Genomic DNA, 14,985 nt, shown 5'->3' on the forward strand with positions numbered 1-14,985 from the left:
TCGGGTCGGGCTCGGTGGGCGGTGCTCAGGCGGTCGGGGTGGCCCGGGTCCGTACGCCGAACCACTGCTCGGCGCCGTAGTCCTCGAACCGCTCCACCTCGGTGAAGCCCAGCTTCGCCGCGACGCGCATCGCGCGGTCGTTCGCCGACTGGGTGCAGAGGACCACCGGCTCGCCGGGCAGCGCCTCGGTGAACCAGTCGAGTGCCGCCGCGCAGGCCTCGGCGGCGTACCCGTGTCCCCACGCCGTCGGCAGGAACATGTATCCGAGCTCGGTCTCCCCGCCCTCCGGGCGGACGTGCCCCTGGCGCTGCGGGTCGCGCGGGTCGAGGGTGACCATGCCGATCATCGTTCCGTCGTGTTCGATCACGAAGCAGCCGGGGCGCTGTCCGGGCACCTCGGGCATCGCCTGTTCGAGCACGTCACGCGGGCGGGCGCCGCCCACGTAGGTGCCCACCTCCGGCGAGGCGAACAGGTCGACGAACGCCGCACGGTCACGGGCTTCGGACTCGCGCAGGACGAGCCGCTCGGTCTTGATCGGGGCCGGTGGCCAGGCGAGGCTTCCGAGAGCAGTCATGCCGGGCAACCTATCGCAGGCTCCGGGCGGAGCGGCAGGGAAGCAGCGGAAGGCGGGACGGCCAACGGGGCCCCGCCGGAGGCCGGTTGGTAGCATCCGCCCGCATGAACCAAGATCGTGTGCTCGACGCGTTCCGCCGGGAGTCCGGGGCGCTCGCCGATGTCGTGGCAACTCTGCCCGAGGAGCGGTGGGAGCTCCCCACGCGCTGCGCGCCCTGGACCGTACGCGGCCTCCTCGGGCACATCTGCGTCGTGATCGACTGGCTCCCGGGCATGCTGGACGCGCCGGCCCCGCCCGAGGCCGAGATCTCCGCGGTGGAGTACTACCGGCCGGACGAGCGCTTCTCGCCGCAGACGAACGGGGCCCGGATCGATCTGGCCACGAGCCGCGCCGCGCGGTCCGCCGACGGTGCCACCTTCGCCGCGGACTTCGCCGCGACCTGGCAGCGGGTCGACGAGCTCTGCCGGGCCGAACCGGCCGGCCGTACGGTGCGGACGCGTCATGGCGACCCCATGCTCCTGTCGGAGTTCCTGCTCACCCGGGTCGTCGAGGTCGCCGTCCACGGTCTCGACCTGGCGGACGCGCTGGGCCACGAACCCTGGCTGACCCCGGAGGCGGGCGAGGCGGTGACGGAACTCCTCCTCGGCGCGGAGCAGACCGAGGCCGTCCGCGCGCTGGGCTGGAGCCCGCCGCACTTCCTGCGCGTCGCCACCGGCCGGACACCGCTGGAGGGCACCGAGGCCGTCCAGGTCGAACGGCTCGGCATCCGGTGGCTGGCGCTGGGCTGACGGTGACCGGTGACGGCGGTCCGGGCCTCGTGCGTCGCGGTCCCGTCACGCCCCACCGGCCGGTCACGCGCGCAGGCGAAGGCCTCTCGGGGTCGCCACGAAGCCCGCGGTTTCCAGGGGACGGGCCAGGGGCGAGGTCAGGGCCGTCGCGCCGTTGACGCGCTCCACCGTGACCGTGCCCAGGGTGCCCGCCCGTGCCGCCGCCGCCAGCGCTTCGGCCGCCGCCCTCAGGGCAGGGTCGTCGGGCTCGGCGGGCCAGCACAGCAGCGTCTTGCCGCCGCGCTCCATGTACAGCGTCAGCTCGCCGTCCACCAGGACCACCAGCGCGCCCGCCTTGCGCCCCGGCTTGTGCCCGGCGCCGGTCGGCGGCTCGGGCCAGGACAGGGCCGCCCCGTACGCGTTCGCCGGGTCCGCCGCCGCGAGGACCAGCGCGCGCGGGCCCGTCGCGGCCTCCACGCCCCGGTCGCGGGCGGTCGCCGCGGCCCGCAGCCGGTCCACCGCGCCGTCCATCGCGAACTGGGCGGCCCCGAGGCCCTCCACCACATAGCCGCGCCGGGCCTGCCCGCTGTCCTCGAAGGCCGCCAGGATGCGGTACGTGGCCGAGAAGCCGCCCTCCACGCCCTCGGCGGCCACCGCGCCCCTGGTCACCACGCCGTGCCGGTCCAGGAGCGTACGGGCCAGGGCATGGGCCCGGTGGGTGGGCTCCGGTTCGGCCGGCGGCAGCAGCGACCAGCGGCCGGAGACCGTGGGCGGGCCCGTACGGGAAGCGGGGCGGGCGGCCGCGGTCAGCGTGCCGTACCGGCCGCGCGGGACCGTGCGGCGCGCGCGGTGGGCCGTGGACCCCGCCGTGCGCCCCGAGCCGAGGAGCGAGCGCAGCGGGGCCAGGGTGTCGTTGGTGAGCCTGCCGGACCAGGCCAGGTCCCAGACGGCGTCGGCGAGCTGCGGGTCCGTGGCGTCCGGATGGGTGGTGGCCCGGATCTGGTCGGCGATCTGCCGGAAGAACAGGCCGTACCCGCCGGAGAGGGCCGTGAGGACCGACTCGTGGAGGGCGGACAGCTCCAGCGGATGCGGCACGGGCAGGAGCAGCGGCGCCGCGTCCGCCAGGTACAGCGAGACCCAGCCGTCCTTGCCGGGCAGCGATCCGGCTCCCGCCCACAGCACCTCGCCGGTGGTCGTCAGCTCGTCGAGGAGCGCCGGGGTGTAGTCCCCGACCCGGGACGGCAGGATCAGCTTCTCCAGGGCCGAGGCGGGGACCGGCGCGCCCTGGAGCTGCTCGATCGCGCGGGCGAGGCCGTCGATCCCGCGCAGGCTGTTGCTCCCCAGGTGCTGCCACTGCGGCAGGAAGGTGGCGAGGGCCGCCGGGGGCACCGGCTCCAGCTCGTGGCGCAGGGCTGCCAGGGAGCGGCGCCGCAGCCGGCGCAGGACGGTCGCGTCGCACCACTCCTGGCCGATGCCCGAGGGGTGGAACTCGCCCTGGACGACCCGGCCGGTCGCGGCGAGCCGTTGGAGGGCGCCGTCGGTGACGGCCGCGCCGAGCCCGAAGCGGTCGGCCGCCCGGGAGGACGTGAACGGGCCGTGGGTACGGGCGTACCGCGCGAGGAGGTCGCCGAGCGGGTCCTTGACCGGCTCGGTGAAGGCCTCGGGCACCCCGACGGGCAGGGCCGTGCCCAGGGCGTCACGGAGCCGGCCCGCGTCCTCGATCGCCGCCCAGTGCTCCCGGCCCCCGATCCGCACCCGGATCGCGCGCCGGGCGGCCCCCAGCGCGGTCGCCCAGGCCCCTTCCGCGCCGCGCTCGACCAGCTCGGCGTCCGTGAGCGGGCCCAGCACCCGCAGCAGGTCGGCGACGCCCTCCACGTCCTTGATGCGGCGGTCGTCCGTCAGCCACTGGAGCTCCCGCTCCAGCTCGGCCAGGACCTCCGGGTCGAGCAGTTCGCGCAGCTCCGCCTGGCCGAGCAGCTCCGCGAGCAGCCGGGAGTCCAGGGAGAGCGCGGCCGCCCGCCGCTCGGCGAGCGGGGAGTCGCCCTCGTACAGGAACTGCGCGACGTACCCGAAGAGCAGCGAGCGGGCGAAGGGGGACGGCTCGGGGGTGGTGACCTCGACCAGGCGGACCCGGCGGGCCTCGATGTCGCCCATCAGCTCGGTCAGACCGGGGAGGTCGAACACGTCCTGGAGGCACTCGCGGACGGCTTCGAGGACGATCGGGAACGAGCCGAACTCGCTCGCCACCTGGAGGAGCTGGGCCGCTCGCTGCCGCTGCTGCCAGAGCGGGGTGCGCTTGCCGGGGTTGCGCTTGGGCAGCAGCAGGGCGCGCGCGGCGCACTCGCGGAAGCGGGACGCGAACAGCGCGGAGCCGCCGACCTGGTCGGTGACGATCTGCCCGATCTCGGCCTTGTCGAAGAGGGCGTCCGCCGCGCCGACGGGCGCCTTGTCCGCGTCGTAGGTCGTGTCGAGGTGGCGGCCGGGGTCGACCGGTTCGTGGTCGAGGAGGTCCAGGCCCATGTCCAGGCCCATCAGGTCGGCGTCCGGCAGACGCAGCACGATGCCGTCGTCCGCGTGCATCACCTGCGCGTCCATGCCGTACCGCTCGGCGAGCCGCGCGCCGATGGCCAGCGCCCACGGGGCGTGCACCTGCGCACCGAAGGGGGAGTGGATGACGACCCGCCAGTCCCCGAGCTCGTCGCGGAAGCGCTCGACCAGGATCGTCCGGTCGTCCGGCACGTGACCGCAGGCCTCGCGCTGCTCCTTGAGGTACGCGAGGACGTTGTCGGCGGCCCAGCCGTCCAGGCCCGCCGCGAGCAGCCGCAGCCGCGCGTCCTCGTCCGCCAGGGCGCCCACCTCGCGCAGGAACGCGCCCACGGCCCTGCCCAGTTCGAGCGGGCGGCCCAGCTGGTCGCCCTTCCAGAACGGCAGCCGGCCCGGCACTCCGGGCGCCGGCGTGACGAGCACCCGGTCCCGGGTGATGTCCTGGATCCGCCACGAGGTGGTGCCGAGGGTGAACACGTCGCCGACCCGCGACTCGTACACCATCTCCTCGTCGAGCTCGCCGACCCTGCCCCCGCCCTTCTTGGGGTCGGAGCCCGCGAGGAACACCCCGAACAGACCCCGGTCGGGGATCGTGCCGCCCGAGGTGACGGCGAGGCGCTGCGCGCCCGGCCGCCCGGTCACGGTCCCGGCGACCCGGTCCCAGACCACGCGCGGGCGCAGCTCCGCGAAGGCATCCGAGGGATAGCGGCCGGCCAGCATGTCGAGCACGCCCGTGAACGCCGACTCGGGCAGCGAGGAGAACGGCGCCGCCCGGCGCACCAGGGCGAGCAGGTCGTCCACCTGCCAGGTGTCGAGCGCGACGAGGGCGACCAGCTGCTGGGCCAGGACGTCCAGCGGGTTCGCGGGGATCCGCATCGACTCGATCGCCCCCGAACGCATCCGCTCGGTGACCACGGCCGCCTGCACCAGGTCGCCCCGGTACTTGGGGAAGACCACGCCCGTCGACACCGCGCCGACCTGGTGGCCGGCGCGGCCCACGCGCTGGAGCCCGGAGGCCACCGAGGGCGGCGACTCCACCTGCACGACCAGGTCCACCGCGCCCATGTCGATGCCCAGCTCCAGGCTGGAGGTGGCGACCACGGCGGGCAGCCGGCCCGCCTTCAGGTCCTCCTCGACCAGGGCGCGCTGCTCCTTCGACACCGAGCCGTGGTGGGCGCGGGCGAGCAGCGCCGGGGCGCCCTGCGCCGCCCCCGACTGGGCCATGATCTCGGCCGGCGGCGCCCCGTCGGGGAGGGGTTCGCCGGTGGCCCGCTCGTACGCGATCTCGTTGAGCCGGTTGCAGAGGCGCTCGGCGAGACGCCGGGAGTTGGCGAAGACGATCGTGGAGCGGTGCGCCTGGACGAGGTCCGCGATCCGCTCCTCGACGTGCGGCCAGATCGAGGGCTTGTCGCCGCCGTCCTTGCCCTCGGACGCGGGGGAGCCGCCCAGCTCGCCCATGTCCTCGACGGGGACGACGACGGAGAGGTCGAACTCCTTCCCCGACGGCGGCTGGACGATCTCCACGGCGCGCCCCGGCGACAGATAGCGCGCCACCTCGTCCACCGGCCGGACCGTGGCCGACAGGCCGATCCGGCGCGCGGGGCGCGGCAGCAGCTCGTCGAGCCGCTCCAGGGAGAGGGCCAGGTGGGCGCCCCGCTTCGTGCTCGCGACCGCGTGGACCTCGTCCAGGATGACCGTCTCCACGCCCGCGAGGGCGTCCCGGGCGGCGGAGGTCAGCATCAGGAACAGCGACTCGGGCGTGGTGATCAGGATGTCCGGCGGCCGGGTCGCGAGCGCGCGGCGCTCGGCCGGCGGGGTGTCGCCGGAGCGGATCCCGACCCGGATGTCCGGCTCGGGCAGCCCGAGCCGCACCGACTCCTGCCGGATGCCGGTCAGCGGCGACCGCAGGTTCCGCTCGACGTCCACCGCGAGGGCCTTCAGCGGTGACACGTACAGCACGCGGCAGCGCTGCTTCGGCTCGGCGGGCGGCGGGGAGGCGGCCAGCCGGTCCAGGGAGGCGAGGAAGGCGGCCAGCGTCTTGCCCGAGCCCGTCGGCGCGACGACGAGCACGTCGGAGCCCGCGCCGATGGCGTTCCAGGCGCCCTCCTGCGCCGCCGTGGGCGCGGTGAAGGCCCCGGTGAACCAACCACGGGTCGCGGGGGAGAACGAGTCGAGCGCGGACCTGACCATGCCCCCCATCGTGCACCCGGCCACTGACAACCGCCCGGACCTGGGGAGATCCGTTCGCACGGCGGCGGGCGCGCGGCGCAGAATGGGGGCATGGCGAGCGGGGAACGGGCACGGTACTGGCAGTACGCCGAGCTGCCCGGGGTCGACCTGCTGCACGCCCGCTACATCCACAAGGCCTTCGCCCGGCACACCCACGAGACCTTCGTCTTCGCCGCGATCACCGAGGGCGTCGAGGCCTTCCACTACCGCGACGACCTGGTCCACGCGGGCCCCGGGCAGATCGCCCTGGTCAACCCCGACACCCCGCACACCGGGCACGCGGGCGTGCCCGAGGGCTGGACGTACCGCACGATCTACCCCGACGCGGAGATCGTCCGGTCCATCGCCGCCGACACCCTCGCCCTGCGCGGCTCCGTCGGCTTCACCTCGCCCGTCGTCGACGACCCGTACGCCTCCCGGCTCGTCGTCGGCGTCCACCGGGCCGCCGAGGAGGGCAACGCGCTCGCCGCGGACAGCCTGCTCCGGCTGGTCACCGCGCGGATGCTGCGCAGCCACGGCGGTCTCGTCACCCCGCTCCCGCCGCACTCGGCGGGCGCCCGGAACGCGGCACGCGCGCGGAGCGTCCTGGAGGAGCGCATGGCCGAGCCGCCGACCCTGGAGCGGCTCGCCGCGGACCTCGGCACCAGCCCCTTCGCCCTGCTGCGGGCCTTCCGGGACGCGTACGGCATGCCGCCGCACACCTGGCTCACGGACGCGCGCGTACGGCGGGCCCGGCGGCTCCTCGACGCGGGGACGCCCCCGGCGGACGCGGCCGCCGCCGTCGGCTTCACCGACCAGTCCCATCTGAACCGGCACTTCACGCGCAGCGTGGGCGTGCCGCCGGGGGCGTACCAACGCGCGCGTGGAGCGAGACGGGCGGCCCCGTAGGGCCCACGCCGCGAGGAGTGGACCCCCGCGAGAAGCCGTCCGCCGAGAGAAGCGGACCGCCGCAAGAACGTACAAGACCGGGTCGGCACCCGCCCCGTACCGTCTCCGACGTGGCAGAACAGACAGCACCTCCCGTGATACGCGACGGCACGCCGTCCAAACCCGACGCGGCCGTCGTCCGCGACGCCCTCGGCGTCGGCGTCGCCGTCGGACTCTCCGGCTTCGCCTTCGGCGTGACCTCGGCGGGCTCCGGCCTGAGCGTCCTCCAGACCTGCCTCCTCAGCCTGCTCGTCTTCACCGGAGCCTCGCAGTTCGCCCTGGTCGGCGCGCTCGCCGCGGGCGGCAACCCCTTCACGGCCGCCGCCGGAGCCTTCTTCCTCGGCACCCGCAACGCCTTCTACGGACTGCGGCTCTCCCAGCTGCTCTCCGTACCGAAGGCCGTCCGGCCGTTCGCCGCGCACTGGGTGATCGACGAGACCACGGCCGTCGCGCTCGCGCAGCCCTCCCGCCGGGCCGCCCGGATCGGCTTCACCGTCACCGGACTCACGCTGTACGTCCTCTGGAACGTGACCACGCTGCTCGGCGCCCTCGGCGCCGAGGCGATCGGCGACACGGCCGCCTGGGGGCTCGACGCGGCCGGCCCCGCCGTCTTCCTCGCCCTGCTCGCCCCCATGCTGAAATCCACGACCGAGCGGGCCACCGCCGGGCTCGCCGTCCTGCTCGGCCTCGGCCTGCTGCCCGTCCTGCCCGCCGGCGTCCCGGTCCTCGCGGCGGCCCTCGCCGCGCCCCTGGTGCTGTGGTTCCGGGGCCGCCGCTCCGGCCCGACCGCCCGTACGGAGGACTCCCGATGAACGTCTGGATCGCCATCGCCCTGACCGCGGGCGGCTGCTACCTGGTCAAGCTGATCGGACTGCTGGTCCCCGCCGGGGCGCTGGAACGCCCCCTCGTCCAGCGGCTCGCCGCGCTGCTCCCCGTCGCGCTGCTCGCCGCGCTCACCGCCCAGCAGACCTTCAGCGCGGGCGGCGACCTGGTCGTCGACGCCCGCGCCGCCGGACTTGCCGCGGCGGCCGTCGCGCTCGTCCTGCGGGCTCCCTTCCTGGTCGTCGTGGGCGCCGCGGTGGTGGTCACGGCTGGGGTACGGGCGCTGGGCTGGTGACAGTGGGGGCGTCCGACCCGGTGGGGGCGGAGCTGTCGGATTCGGTGACGGCGGCCCCGGTAAAGTGCGCGGACTCGGCCGGGGCGGGGAGGGATTCCGGGTTCAGTCGACCGTGCGACCGTGGGCGCGGAGCGTGCGCAGGGCCTCGACCGTGACGATCGGGCGCCACTCCAGCGCCGATCCGGGGGCCCACGCGCGCCAGCGGATCGGCCAGCCCCCGTCCTCCTGCTGGTCGGCCGCGAGCCGGTCCAGCGAGCGGGACATCTCCTCCGCAGTGAACCAGCGCGCGGCCAGCGAGTCCGGCACGCGCGCGTAGTCGTGCGGGAAGTGCAGCTCTCCCGGCGCGTACCCGTCCGGCACCGGATGGTCGGCCTGCCGGTCCGGGTCCAGGACCGCGAGCCGCTGCTCGCGTACGAGACGCCCCAGGCGGTCGGCGGCCGCCTCCGCGCGCGCGTGGTCCGGTGCCCCGTCGAGGAAGGCGACCGCGGCCTGGATCTCGTACGGATGGGACTTCTCCAGCGACTCCACGGCCGCCCAGCAGTACTCGGTGGCCCGGAAGAGCCACGCGTGCCACACCTGGTTGCGGTGCAGCAGCCCGACCACCGGGCCGGTGGAGAGCAGCGCGCTCGGCGGGGAGTCGACGACCGGGACGAACGGCGCCGACGGGTAGCCGCGCTGCGACGGGTGGATCGCCGGGAGCGCGCCGTCATGGGTGGAGACGGCGGTGAGGTAGCGGCAGATCCGCTCCACGCGCAGGCCGCCGCACCGGCCGATCGAGTCGAGGACGCGGAGGGCGTGCGCGGTGTGCAGCGGCTGGCTGACCGGTCCGCGGAGATCGGGTTCGAGCGCGTGGCCGTAGCCGCCGTCCTCGTTGAGGTACGCCGTGAGGGCCGTCTCGACCTGATCCGCGCCACCGCGGAGGAAGTGGTAGGCGAACCGGCGCTGTTCGAGGACGCGGGCCGTCAGCCACACGAAGTGTCCGGCGCGGGCCACGGGAGTCGAGGGCGAGGAGGGGAGGGGTTTTTCGGCCATGCTCCGACGGTAGGGCGGAAAGTCGCGGTGACAAGGCCTGCGGAGCGGGCTGCACTCTTGGGAGCGGGATACTGAGGTCATGCGGTTGACGATTTTCTGGGAACGGATGGCCGAACACTTCGGTGCCTCGTACGCCGAGTCCTTCGCACGCGACCATGTGATGGCGGAGCTGGGCGGCCGGACGGTACGCGAGGCGCTGGACGCCGGCTGGGAGGCGAAGGACGTCTGGCGGGCCGTGTGCGTGGCCGTCGACGTGCCGGCGGACAGGCGGTAGGGGCCGCCTCGTACGCGTTCCCGCAGCCGTTCCCGTACGCGTACCCGTGCCGGCGTGGGTACGCCTGCCGCTCCTCAGGCCTCTCCGTGCCCGTTTTTGGGCAACGGGCGGCCTCCACGAGGTGGCCGGGCGGCGAAGCGCCGGGTGCCCGGCGGTGATGTGCGGGGTCCCGGGTGGAATGTCCGTGCGGTGCGCGAGACTGGCGGGGTGGCTCCGACTGACGAAACCGACGCGACACACCCGACCGCCTCCGACGAATCGGCCGAATCCGCCGAGACGACCGCTTCCGTGGCCCCGCCCGGCAGAGGCGACGCCGGCGGTGTGACACCCGTGCCCGCCGGTCGGACGCCGACGCCCGCGGGCCAGGCGTCCGTGGCCGCGGGCCAGGCGCCCGCGCCCGCCGATCAGCCGTCCCCGACCGTCGGGCAGGCGGCGCGGATGCCGCGCTGGCTGCCCCGCGCGCTCGTCCTCGCCCTCGCGCTCTACGCCTGTTTCCAGCTCGGCAACTGGGCCTTCCACCAGCTCGTCGGCCTCCTCGTCAACATCCTGCTCGCCTTCTTCCTCGCCCTCGCCATCGAACCGGCGGTCGGGCGCATGGCGGCCCGCGGGATGCGACGTGGCCTCGCCACCTTCCTCGTCTTCTTCGCCGTCCTCGTCTTCGGTGTCGGATTCGTCGTCCTCCTCGGCTCGATGCTCGCCGGCCAGATCGTGGACATGGTCGAGAACTTCCCCAAGTACCTCGACTCGGTGATCAACTGGATCAACCAGACCTTCCACACGGAGCTGTCGCGGGTCGAGGTCCAGGACAGCGTGCTCAGCTCCGACTGGCTGCAGAAGTACGTCCAGAACAGCGCGTCCGGCGTCCTCGACGTCTCCGCGACCGTCCTCGGCGGACTCTTCCGGCTGCTGACGATCTTCCTGTTCTCGTTCTACTTCGCGGCCGACGGGCCCCGGCTGCGGCGCGCGCTCTGCTCCGTCCTGCCGCCCGCCCGGCAGACCGAGGTGCTGCGCGCCTGGGAGATCGCGGTCGACAAGACCGGCGGCTATCTGTACTCGCGCGGCCTGATGGCCCTGATCTCGGGCATCGCGCACTTCGTGCTCTTCGAGATCCTGGGCGTGCCGTACGCCCCCGCCCTCGCCGTGTGGGTCGGTCTCGTCTCGCAGTTCATCCCGACCATCGGCACCTACCTGGCCGGCGCCCTGCCGATGCTGATCGCGTTCACCGTCAACCCCTGGTACGCGCTGTGGGTGCTCGGCTTCGTGGTGATCTACCAGCAGTTCGAGAACTACGTCCTCCAGCCGAAGCTCACGTCGAAGACGGTGGACATCCATCCGGCGGTGGCGTTCGGCTCGGTCATCGCGGGGACGGCGCTGCTCGGCGCCGTCGGCGCCCTGATCGCCATCCCGGCCGTCGCCACCCTCCAGGCCTTCCTCGGCGCGTACGTGAAGCGGTACGACGTGACGGACGACCCGCGCGTCCACGGTCACCGGCGGTACGGCGAGGCGGTGGTGGCCCGGCTGCAGAAGGCGCTGCACCACAAGAAGGAGATCGCGCCGGACGAGGACGCCTGACCGCTCCGAGCCGTCGTGGCCGGGCCCCTCACGTACGCGCGCGCGTGCTGCCGACGGTGCCGTTCGCGAGGGGGTTGGGGACGGGGAGGTAGCGGGGGGCGGTTCCCTCCGCCCTGATCCAGCGGGAGAGCAGGTTGGCCTTGCCCGGGAGGGTGGGCGCGTCGAGCAGGCCGGCGAGGTCGGGGAGCGCCGGGAGCCGCCCGCTCCGTTCGAACTCGTCGCGGGCCAGGGCCCAGAGGGCGGCGGCGGAACCCGGGAACCGGTGGGTGAGGGCGCCGGCGACCTCGGAGAGGTTGTTGACGACGAGGCAGTAGACGAGTCGCCGCCAGGCCGCCTCGTGGGGCGTTCCGGGAACCGTCTTCGCGCCCTCCGCGTCGCGGAACACCGACTGGACGGGGGTGCCCAGGGCGTCCACGGCGACCAGCGTGTTCTGCAGATGGCACTCCACGGCCACGCCGAAGCGGGCGAACGCCTCCAGGACCGGTGGCACGACGCACCGCAGATAGGCCGACCACCAGGCCCGCGGATCCGTCAGCCGGTCGAGGGGGTTGCCGGGGAAGCCCTCGCAGAGCGCGGCCGTCAGGACCGCCGTCGCGCCCGGGACCAGACGGCGGTCGAGGCCGTCCCGTACGAGGACGGCGCAGGTCTCGAAGAGGCCGTCCACCGTCCGGTAGCCGCGGTCGCTCAGCCAGGCCGCCGGGCCGCCCATGGCGGCGAACGCGGCGGTGACCAGCGGGTCGGTACGGCGCACGTGGAGCAGCTCGTGCCGGCGCATCCGGCGGACGTCGTTGGTGATCCGGACGTCCAGGCTGAACTTCAGGAACACGTCCTCGCGCGCGTGGCCGCCGTCCCCGGGGATGTACACGGTGCGCACCGACGAGGTCGGCCGGGCCGGCGCGCGCGTGGTGCCCAGCCGGACGAGGCGGCCCTCGGCGAAGGCGGAGCGCAGCCGGGAGGCACCGTCCGAGAGGTCGAGCTGCCAGGGGTGGGCCGGGAGCAGCCGGTAGCCGGGCGGTGCCCCGCCGAGGGCGTCCAGGGCCCGGGTGTCGCCGTCCTCGACCACCGCGTCCTCGCGTACGCCGAGCAGCACGAGCGGGAAACGGGCGTACGCCTCGGGGGCGTAGCGGAGCCAGGCGGTGGGGGAGCCCTCGGAGGTACGGGCCTTCGGGGCCGGGTGGTACGGGTGGCCCATCACGAGGGCCTGCTCCGAGCGGAGCCACAGGTCCTCGGGCGGGGCCCTGCGGGCGCGGGCGGCGAGGACGGCCCGTACGGCGGCGCGGCTGGCGGCCATCTCGGCGGCCAGGGCCGGATTGGCCCGGCCGGTGGTGGCGCACATCTCCTGGACGGCGAGGTCGACGAGACGGGCATGGTCCAGGGCCCGCCAGGCGCGGCCCGTCCACAGCTCGGGTCCTGAGGGCCGGTGCCCCGGGCGGACACGGAGGAGACGGCCGGTGGCACGGAGGCGGTGGACGGTGTGCCGGGGGGTGGCGGCCGGGGACGGGGACGATGTCGTCCCCGGGACCGGTTCCGTGGGGACCCGGTGCGTCTCCGGGTCCTCCGCCGGGTCCGTGGCCTCGCGGAGCAGGCAGTTGAGCAGGGGCGTCACCGCCAGGGCGTCGGCGGTCCGCGAGAGCATGTCCATCGATATCAGTATGTGTGGACCGCGCCGGACCGCGATAGAACATCCCCATGTGCCGAACCGCCGCGGAACGGACTCTCGCCGCCGAACTGAACGCCGTCCGCCCGGACCTCACGGACGCGTACGCCGCGGGGCTTCCGGGGGCGAGGAGCGCGGTGCTGACCCGACTGTGGCGCGGCCTCGTCCACGAGCCGCTGCCCTGGGTCGCGGCCCGTACCGCAGACGGCGGGGGACTGACCCTGCGCCTGGCGGACGGGCGTCGGCTGCGGGGCCCGTTCTCGGACCCGTGGGCGACGGTGACGGGGACGGGACCGGTGACAGGGGCGGAGACGATGGCGGGACCGGTGGCGGGAACGGGACCGGTGTCGGCGGCGGAGGCATCGACGGCTGCGGCACCGGCGGCCGGGGCCGCCGTGAAGGAGCTCGACCTCGACGGGCGCCGGTTCGGCCATCCGGCTGAACTGATGGCCGCCCTCGCCGTACCGGGAGGCGCGCGGCTGGCCGCCGAACTCGACCACAGCGTCGCGTCGATGGCGCTCTCACGCACGGCGCCCCGGCGCCCCGTCGCCCTCTCCGGCTCCGCCGCGGAGCCGTGGGAGTGGGAGCAGACGGAGACCGACGGGCATCCGTACCACCCCTGCTGCCGTTCCCGGCCGGGCTTCTCCGCCGCCGAGCAGCTCGCGTACGCGCCCGAGCACCGGCCCGTCGTGTCCCTGTGGCTGGCCCCGGTCGAGGGCGCGGCGGTCTCGGGGGCGTGGCCGGCCGAACTCCGCGACGGCGACGCCGTACTGATCCCCGTCCATCCCTGGCAGGCCGCGCACGTCCTGCGCGGACGGGCGCGGGGGCCCGGTCCCGGCCGAGTGCTGCGGCCCGGTCCCGACGGGCATCCGCTGCTGTCGCTGCGCACGCTCGACCTGGGCGGGGGCACGCACGTCAAGACCGCGCTGAGTACCCGACTCACCTCGGCCGTACGGGACATCTCGGCGTACACCGTCACGCACGCGCTCGCCACGTCGGAGTTCGTCGAGCGGCTCGCCCAGCGGTTCGACGGCCGTCTCCACATCGCCCGCACCCTGGCGGCGGCGGGGGCGGGAACGGCCGACCTGGCGGCGCTGCTGCGCGAGTCGCCGCAGGTGTACGCGGACGCGGCGGCCGGGGAGAGGGTGGTGCCGGTGGCCGCGCTTCCCGGACTCCTCGCGTCCCACGTGCCGGACGAACGGCTGTGCAGGGCCGTCGGGTTCGCGCGGCTGGCCCTCGGCGTCGGCCTGGAACTGCTCGACCTCGGGGTGGCCCTGGAGGCGCACGGGCAGAACCTCCTCGTGGTCCTCGACGCCGGGTGCCGGCCCCGCCGGCTCGTCTACCGCGACCTCGCCGACATCCGCATCAGCCCCGCCCGCCTGGCCCGGCACGGCATCGCGGCCCCGCCCGTCAGCGGCCGGCTCCTGAACGACGACCCGGACACGCTCCGCCGCAAGCTTCTCGGCAGCCTGGTCACGGGCGCGCTCGGCCCGCTGGCCGGTGACGCGCCGACACTCGGCACGATCCTGGACGCGGTCGCCCCCGACCTTCCCCCGACCCCGGACGCCCACGCGCTGCGTACGGAACCGCTCCCGGCGAAGGCGCTGACCCTGATGCGGCTGGAGGGGCGCGGCGGGGACCGGTGGACGCTGCTGCCGCGGCCTTCGTAGGCGGACGTGACGGGAGACGTACGGCGGGAGGCGCTGGGGGCGTACGGCGGGAGGTGCTGAGGGGCGTACCGGGGGCGTGCGGGGTGGGGCGTACTACAGCGCCGCCGCCGCGTCCCCGGACCGGTGGTGCCGGTCCGCCTCGGCGGCGGTGTGGGCGGAGGCGAAGGTGAACGCGCGCGGGGACGGTCCGTTCGCCCGCAGGTCCGCCAGCCGCTCCAGGGCCTCGCCGACGGTCGGGACGTGACCGGCGGGCACCCACCAGAGCACGAGGTGGGCCGCGACGTGCCGCTCGAACCAGTCGCGGCGCTGCCGCATCACCTCCAGGTGCCCGCTGCGGTACGTGAAGTCCCACAGCGAGTCCTGGGACTCCCACACCGACAGGTTGACGATGACGTCCTCGCCAGCCGGGCGCAGACCGGTGGCGTCCACGGCCCCGTCCTCGACGAGCCGCCATACGAAGCCGGGCGCGGCGTCGGCGGCGGCGTTGACCGTGTCGAGCATGTCGACGAAGGGGGCGAGGCGCGGGTCGTCGAGGGGGTGGCTGAGGGTCGCGACGTTGAGCTGGGCGAGGTGGGCGGCGGGCGCGGGGTGCGCGGAGGCGGTCATGGCCTCATCCCAGCAC

The 14,985-nt window shown here is 74.9% G+C and carries 12 protein-coding genes; 7 read left to right on the top strand and 5 right to left on the bottom strand.

Translation table 11 applies throughout. The annotated features are described in order from the left end of the window. Positions 1-25 precede the first annotated feature (25 nt). Positions 26-574: a GNAT family N-acetyltransferase gene (locus ASD33_RS08985; RefSeq protein ID WP_056556254.1), complete on the bottom strand. Its 549-nt coding sequence runs from the start codon at positions 572-574 to the stop codon at positions 26-28. Between the two features lie 104 nt (positions 575-678). On the opposite strand from ASD33_RS08985, the gene ASD33_RS08990 reads away from it, so the two are divergent. After that, positions 679-1,362, top strand: coding sequence for a maleylpyruvate isomerase family mycothiol-dependent enzyme (locus tag ASD33_RS08990; RefSeq protein WP_056556256.1), 684 nt, complete (start codon positions 679-681; stop codon positions 1,360-1,362). 63 nt (positions 1,363-1,425) lie between these two features. On the opposite strand, the gene ASD33_RS08995 is transcribed toward ASD33_RS08990, so the two are convergent. Next, the gene (locus ASD33_RS08995; RefSeq protein ID WP_056556260.1) at positions 1,426-6,075 is read right to left on the bottom strand and encodes a DEAD/DEAH box helicase; all 4,650 of its coding nucleotides are present in this window, start codon (positions 6,073-6,075) and stop codon (positions 1,426-1,428) included. A 90-nt stretch (positions 6,076-6,165) separates the two neighbouring features. Here ASD33_RS08995 and ASD33_RS09000 point away from each other — a divergent pair, with 90 nt between their 5' ends. From ASD33_RS09000 to ASD33_RS09010, 3 genes are all read left to right on the top strand, one after another. Further along, entirely contained in the window at positions 6,166-7,002 is an 837-nt protein-coding gene (locus ASD33_RS09000) for an AraC family transcriptional regulator (RefSeq protein WP_056556262.1), read from the top strand. A gap of 110 nt (positions 7,003-7,112) precedes the next feature. Beyond that, entirely contained in the window at positions 7,113-7,853 is a 741-nt protein-coding gene (locus tag ASD33_RS09005) for an AzlC family ABC transporter permease (RefSeq protein ID WP_056556265.1), read from the top strand. Further along, a complete protein-coding gene (locus ASD33_RS09010; RefSeq protein ID WP_056556268.1) occupies positions 7,850-8,158 on the top strand; it encodes an AzlD domain-containing protein in 309 nt (102 codons plus the stop codon). Before ASD33_RS09005 ends, ASD33_RS09010 begins: the two co-directional genes overlap by 4 nt. Positions 8,159-8,260: 102 nt before the next feature. Here the strand turns inward: ASD33_RS09010 and ASD33_RS09015 are convergent, their stop codons facing one another. After that, a complete protein-coding gene (locus ASD33_RS09015; RefSeq protein ID WP_056556271.1) occupies positions 8,261-9,190 on the bottom strand; it encodes a hypothetical protein in 930 nt (309 codons plus the stop codon). Between the two features lie 79 nt (positions 9,191-9,269). Here ASD33_RS09015 and ASD33_RS09020 point away from each other — a divergent pair, with 79 nt between their 5' ends. Next, positions 9,270-9,464, top strand: coding sequence for a DUF3046 domain-containing protein (locus ASD33_RS09020; RefSeq protein WP_056556273.1), 195 nt, complete (start codon positions 9,270-9,272; stop codon positions 9,462-9,464). A gap of 438 nt (positions 9,465-9,902) precedes the next feature. Continuing rightward, a complete protein-coding gene (locus tag ASD33_RS09025; protein WP_056556957.1) occupies positions 9,903-11,036 on the top strand; it encodes an AI-2E family transporter in 1,134 nt (377 codons plus the stop codon). Between the two features lie 28 nt (positions 11,037-11,064). Here ASD33_RS09025 and ASD33_RS09030 read toward each other — a convergent pair whose 3' ends face one another. Then, on the bottom strand, positions 11,065-12,678 hold the full coding sequence (locus tag ASD33_RS09030) for an IucA/IucC family protein (RefSeq protein ID WP_056556277.1): 1,614 nt from the start codon (positions 12,676-12,678) through the stop codon (positions 11,065-11,067). A 47-nt stretch (positions 12,679-12,725) separates the two neighbouring features. On the opposite strand from ASD33_RS09030, the gene ASD33_RS09035 reads away from it, so the two are divergent. Beyond that, positions 12,726-14,363 (top strand): IucA/IucC family siderophore biosynthesis protein, encoded by a 1,638-nt coding sequence (locus ASD33_RS09035; RefSeq protein ID WP_056556280.1) that lies wholly within the window; start codon positions 12,726-12,728, stop codon positions 14,361-14,363. A gap of 93 nt (positions 14,364-14,456) precedes the next feature. Here the strand turns inward: ASD33_RS09035 and ASD33_RS09040 are convergent, their stop codons facing one another. Beyond that, positions 14,457-14,969 (bottom strand): DUF3291 domain-containing protein, encoded by a 513-nt coding sequence (locus ASD33_RS09040; RefSeq protein WP_056556283.1) that lies wholly within the window; start codon positions 14,967-14,969, stop codon positions 14,457-14,459. Positions 14,970-14,985 lie beyond the last annotated feature (16 nt).

Origin of the sequence: Streptomyces sp. Root1304 (assembly GCF_001426405.1) — a bacterium.
Taxonomy (GTDB): Bacteria; Actinomycetota; Actinomycetes; order Streptomycetales; family Streptomycetaceae; genus Streptomyces.

Coding starts and splice junctions, on each gene's coding strand:
- ASD33_RS09040 (WP_056556283.1), bottom strand. CDS start 14,969: ATGACCGCCTCCGCGCACCCCGCGCCCGCCGCCCACCTCGCCCAGCTC.
- ASD33_RS08985 (WP_056556254.1), bottom strand. CDS start 574: ATGACTGCTCTCGGAAGCCTCGCCTGGCCACCGGCCCCGATCAAGACC.
- ASD33_RS08990 (WP_056556256.1), top strand. CDS start 679: ATGAACCAAGATCGTGTGCTCGACGCGTTCCGCCGGGAGTCCGGGGCG.
- ASD33_RS09025 (WP_056556957.1), top strand. CDS start 9,903: ATGCCGCGCTGGCTGCCCCGCGCGCTCGTCCTCGCCCTCGCGCTCTAC.
- ASD33_RS09030 (WP_056556277.1), bottom strand. CDS start 12,678: ATGGACATGCTCTCGCGGACCGCCGACGCCCTGGCGGTGACGCCCCTG.
- ASD33_RS09020 (WP_056556273.1), top strand. CDS start 9,270: ATGCGGTTGACGATTTTCTGGGAACGGATGGCCGAACACTTCGGTGCC.
- ASD33_RS08995 (WP_056556260.1), bottom strand. CDS start 6,075: ATGGTCAGGTCCGCGCTCGACTCGTTCTCCCCCGCGACCCGTGGTTGG.
- ASD33_RS09000 (WP_056556262.1), top strand. CDS start 6,166: ATGGCGAGCGGGGAACGGGCACGGTACTGGCAGTACGCCGAGCTGCCC.
- ASD33_RS09010 (WP_056556268.1), top strand. CDS start 7,850: ATGAACGTCTGGATCGCCATCGCCCTGACCGCGGGCGGCTGCTACCTG.
- ASD33_RS09015 (WP_056556271.1), bottom strand. CDS start 9,190: ATGGCCGAAAAACCCCTCCCCTCCTCGCCCTCGACTCCCGTGGCCCGC.
- ASD33_RS09035 (WP_056556280.1), top strand. CDS start 12,726: ATGTGCCGAACCGCCGCGGAACGGACTCTCGCCGCCGAACTGAACGCC.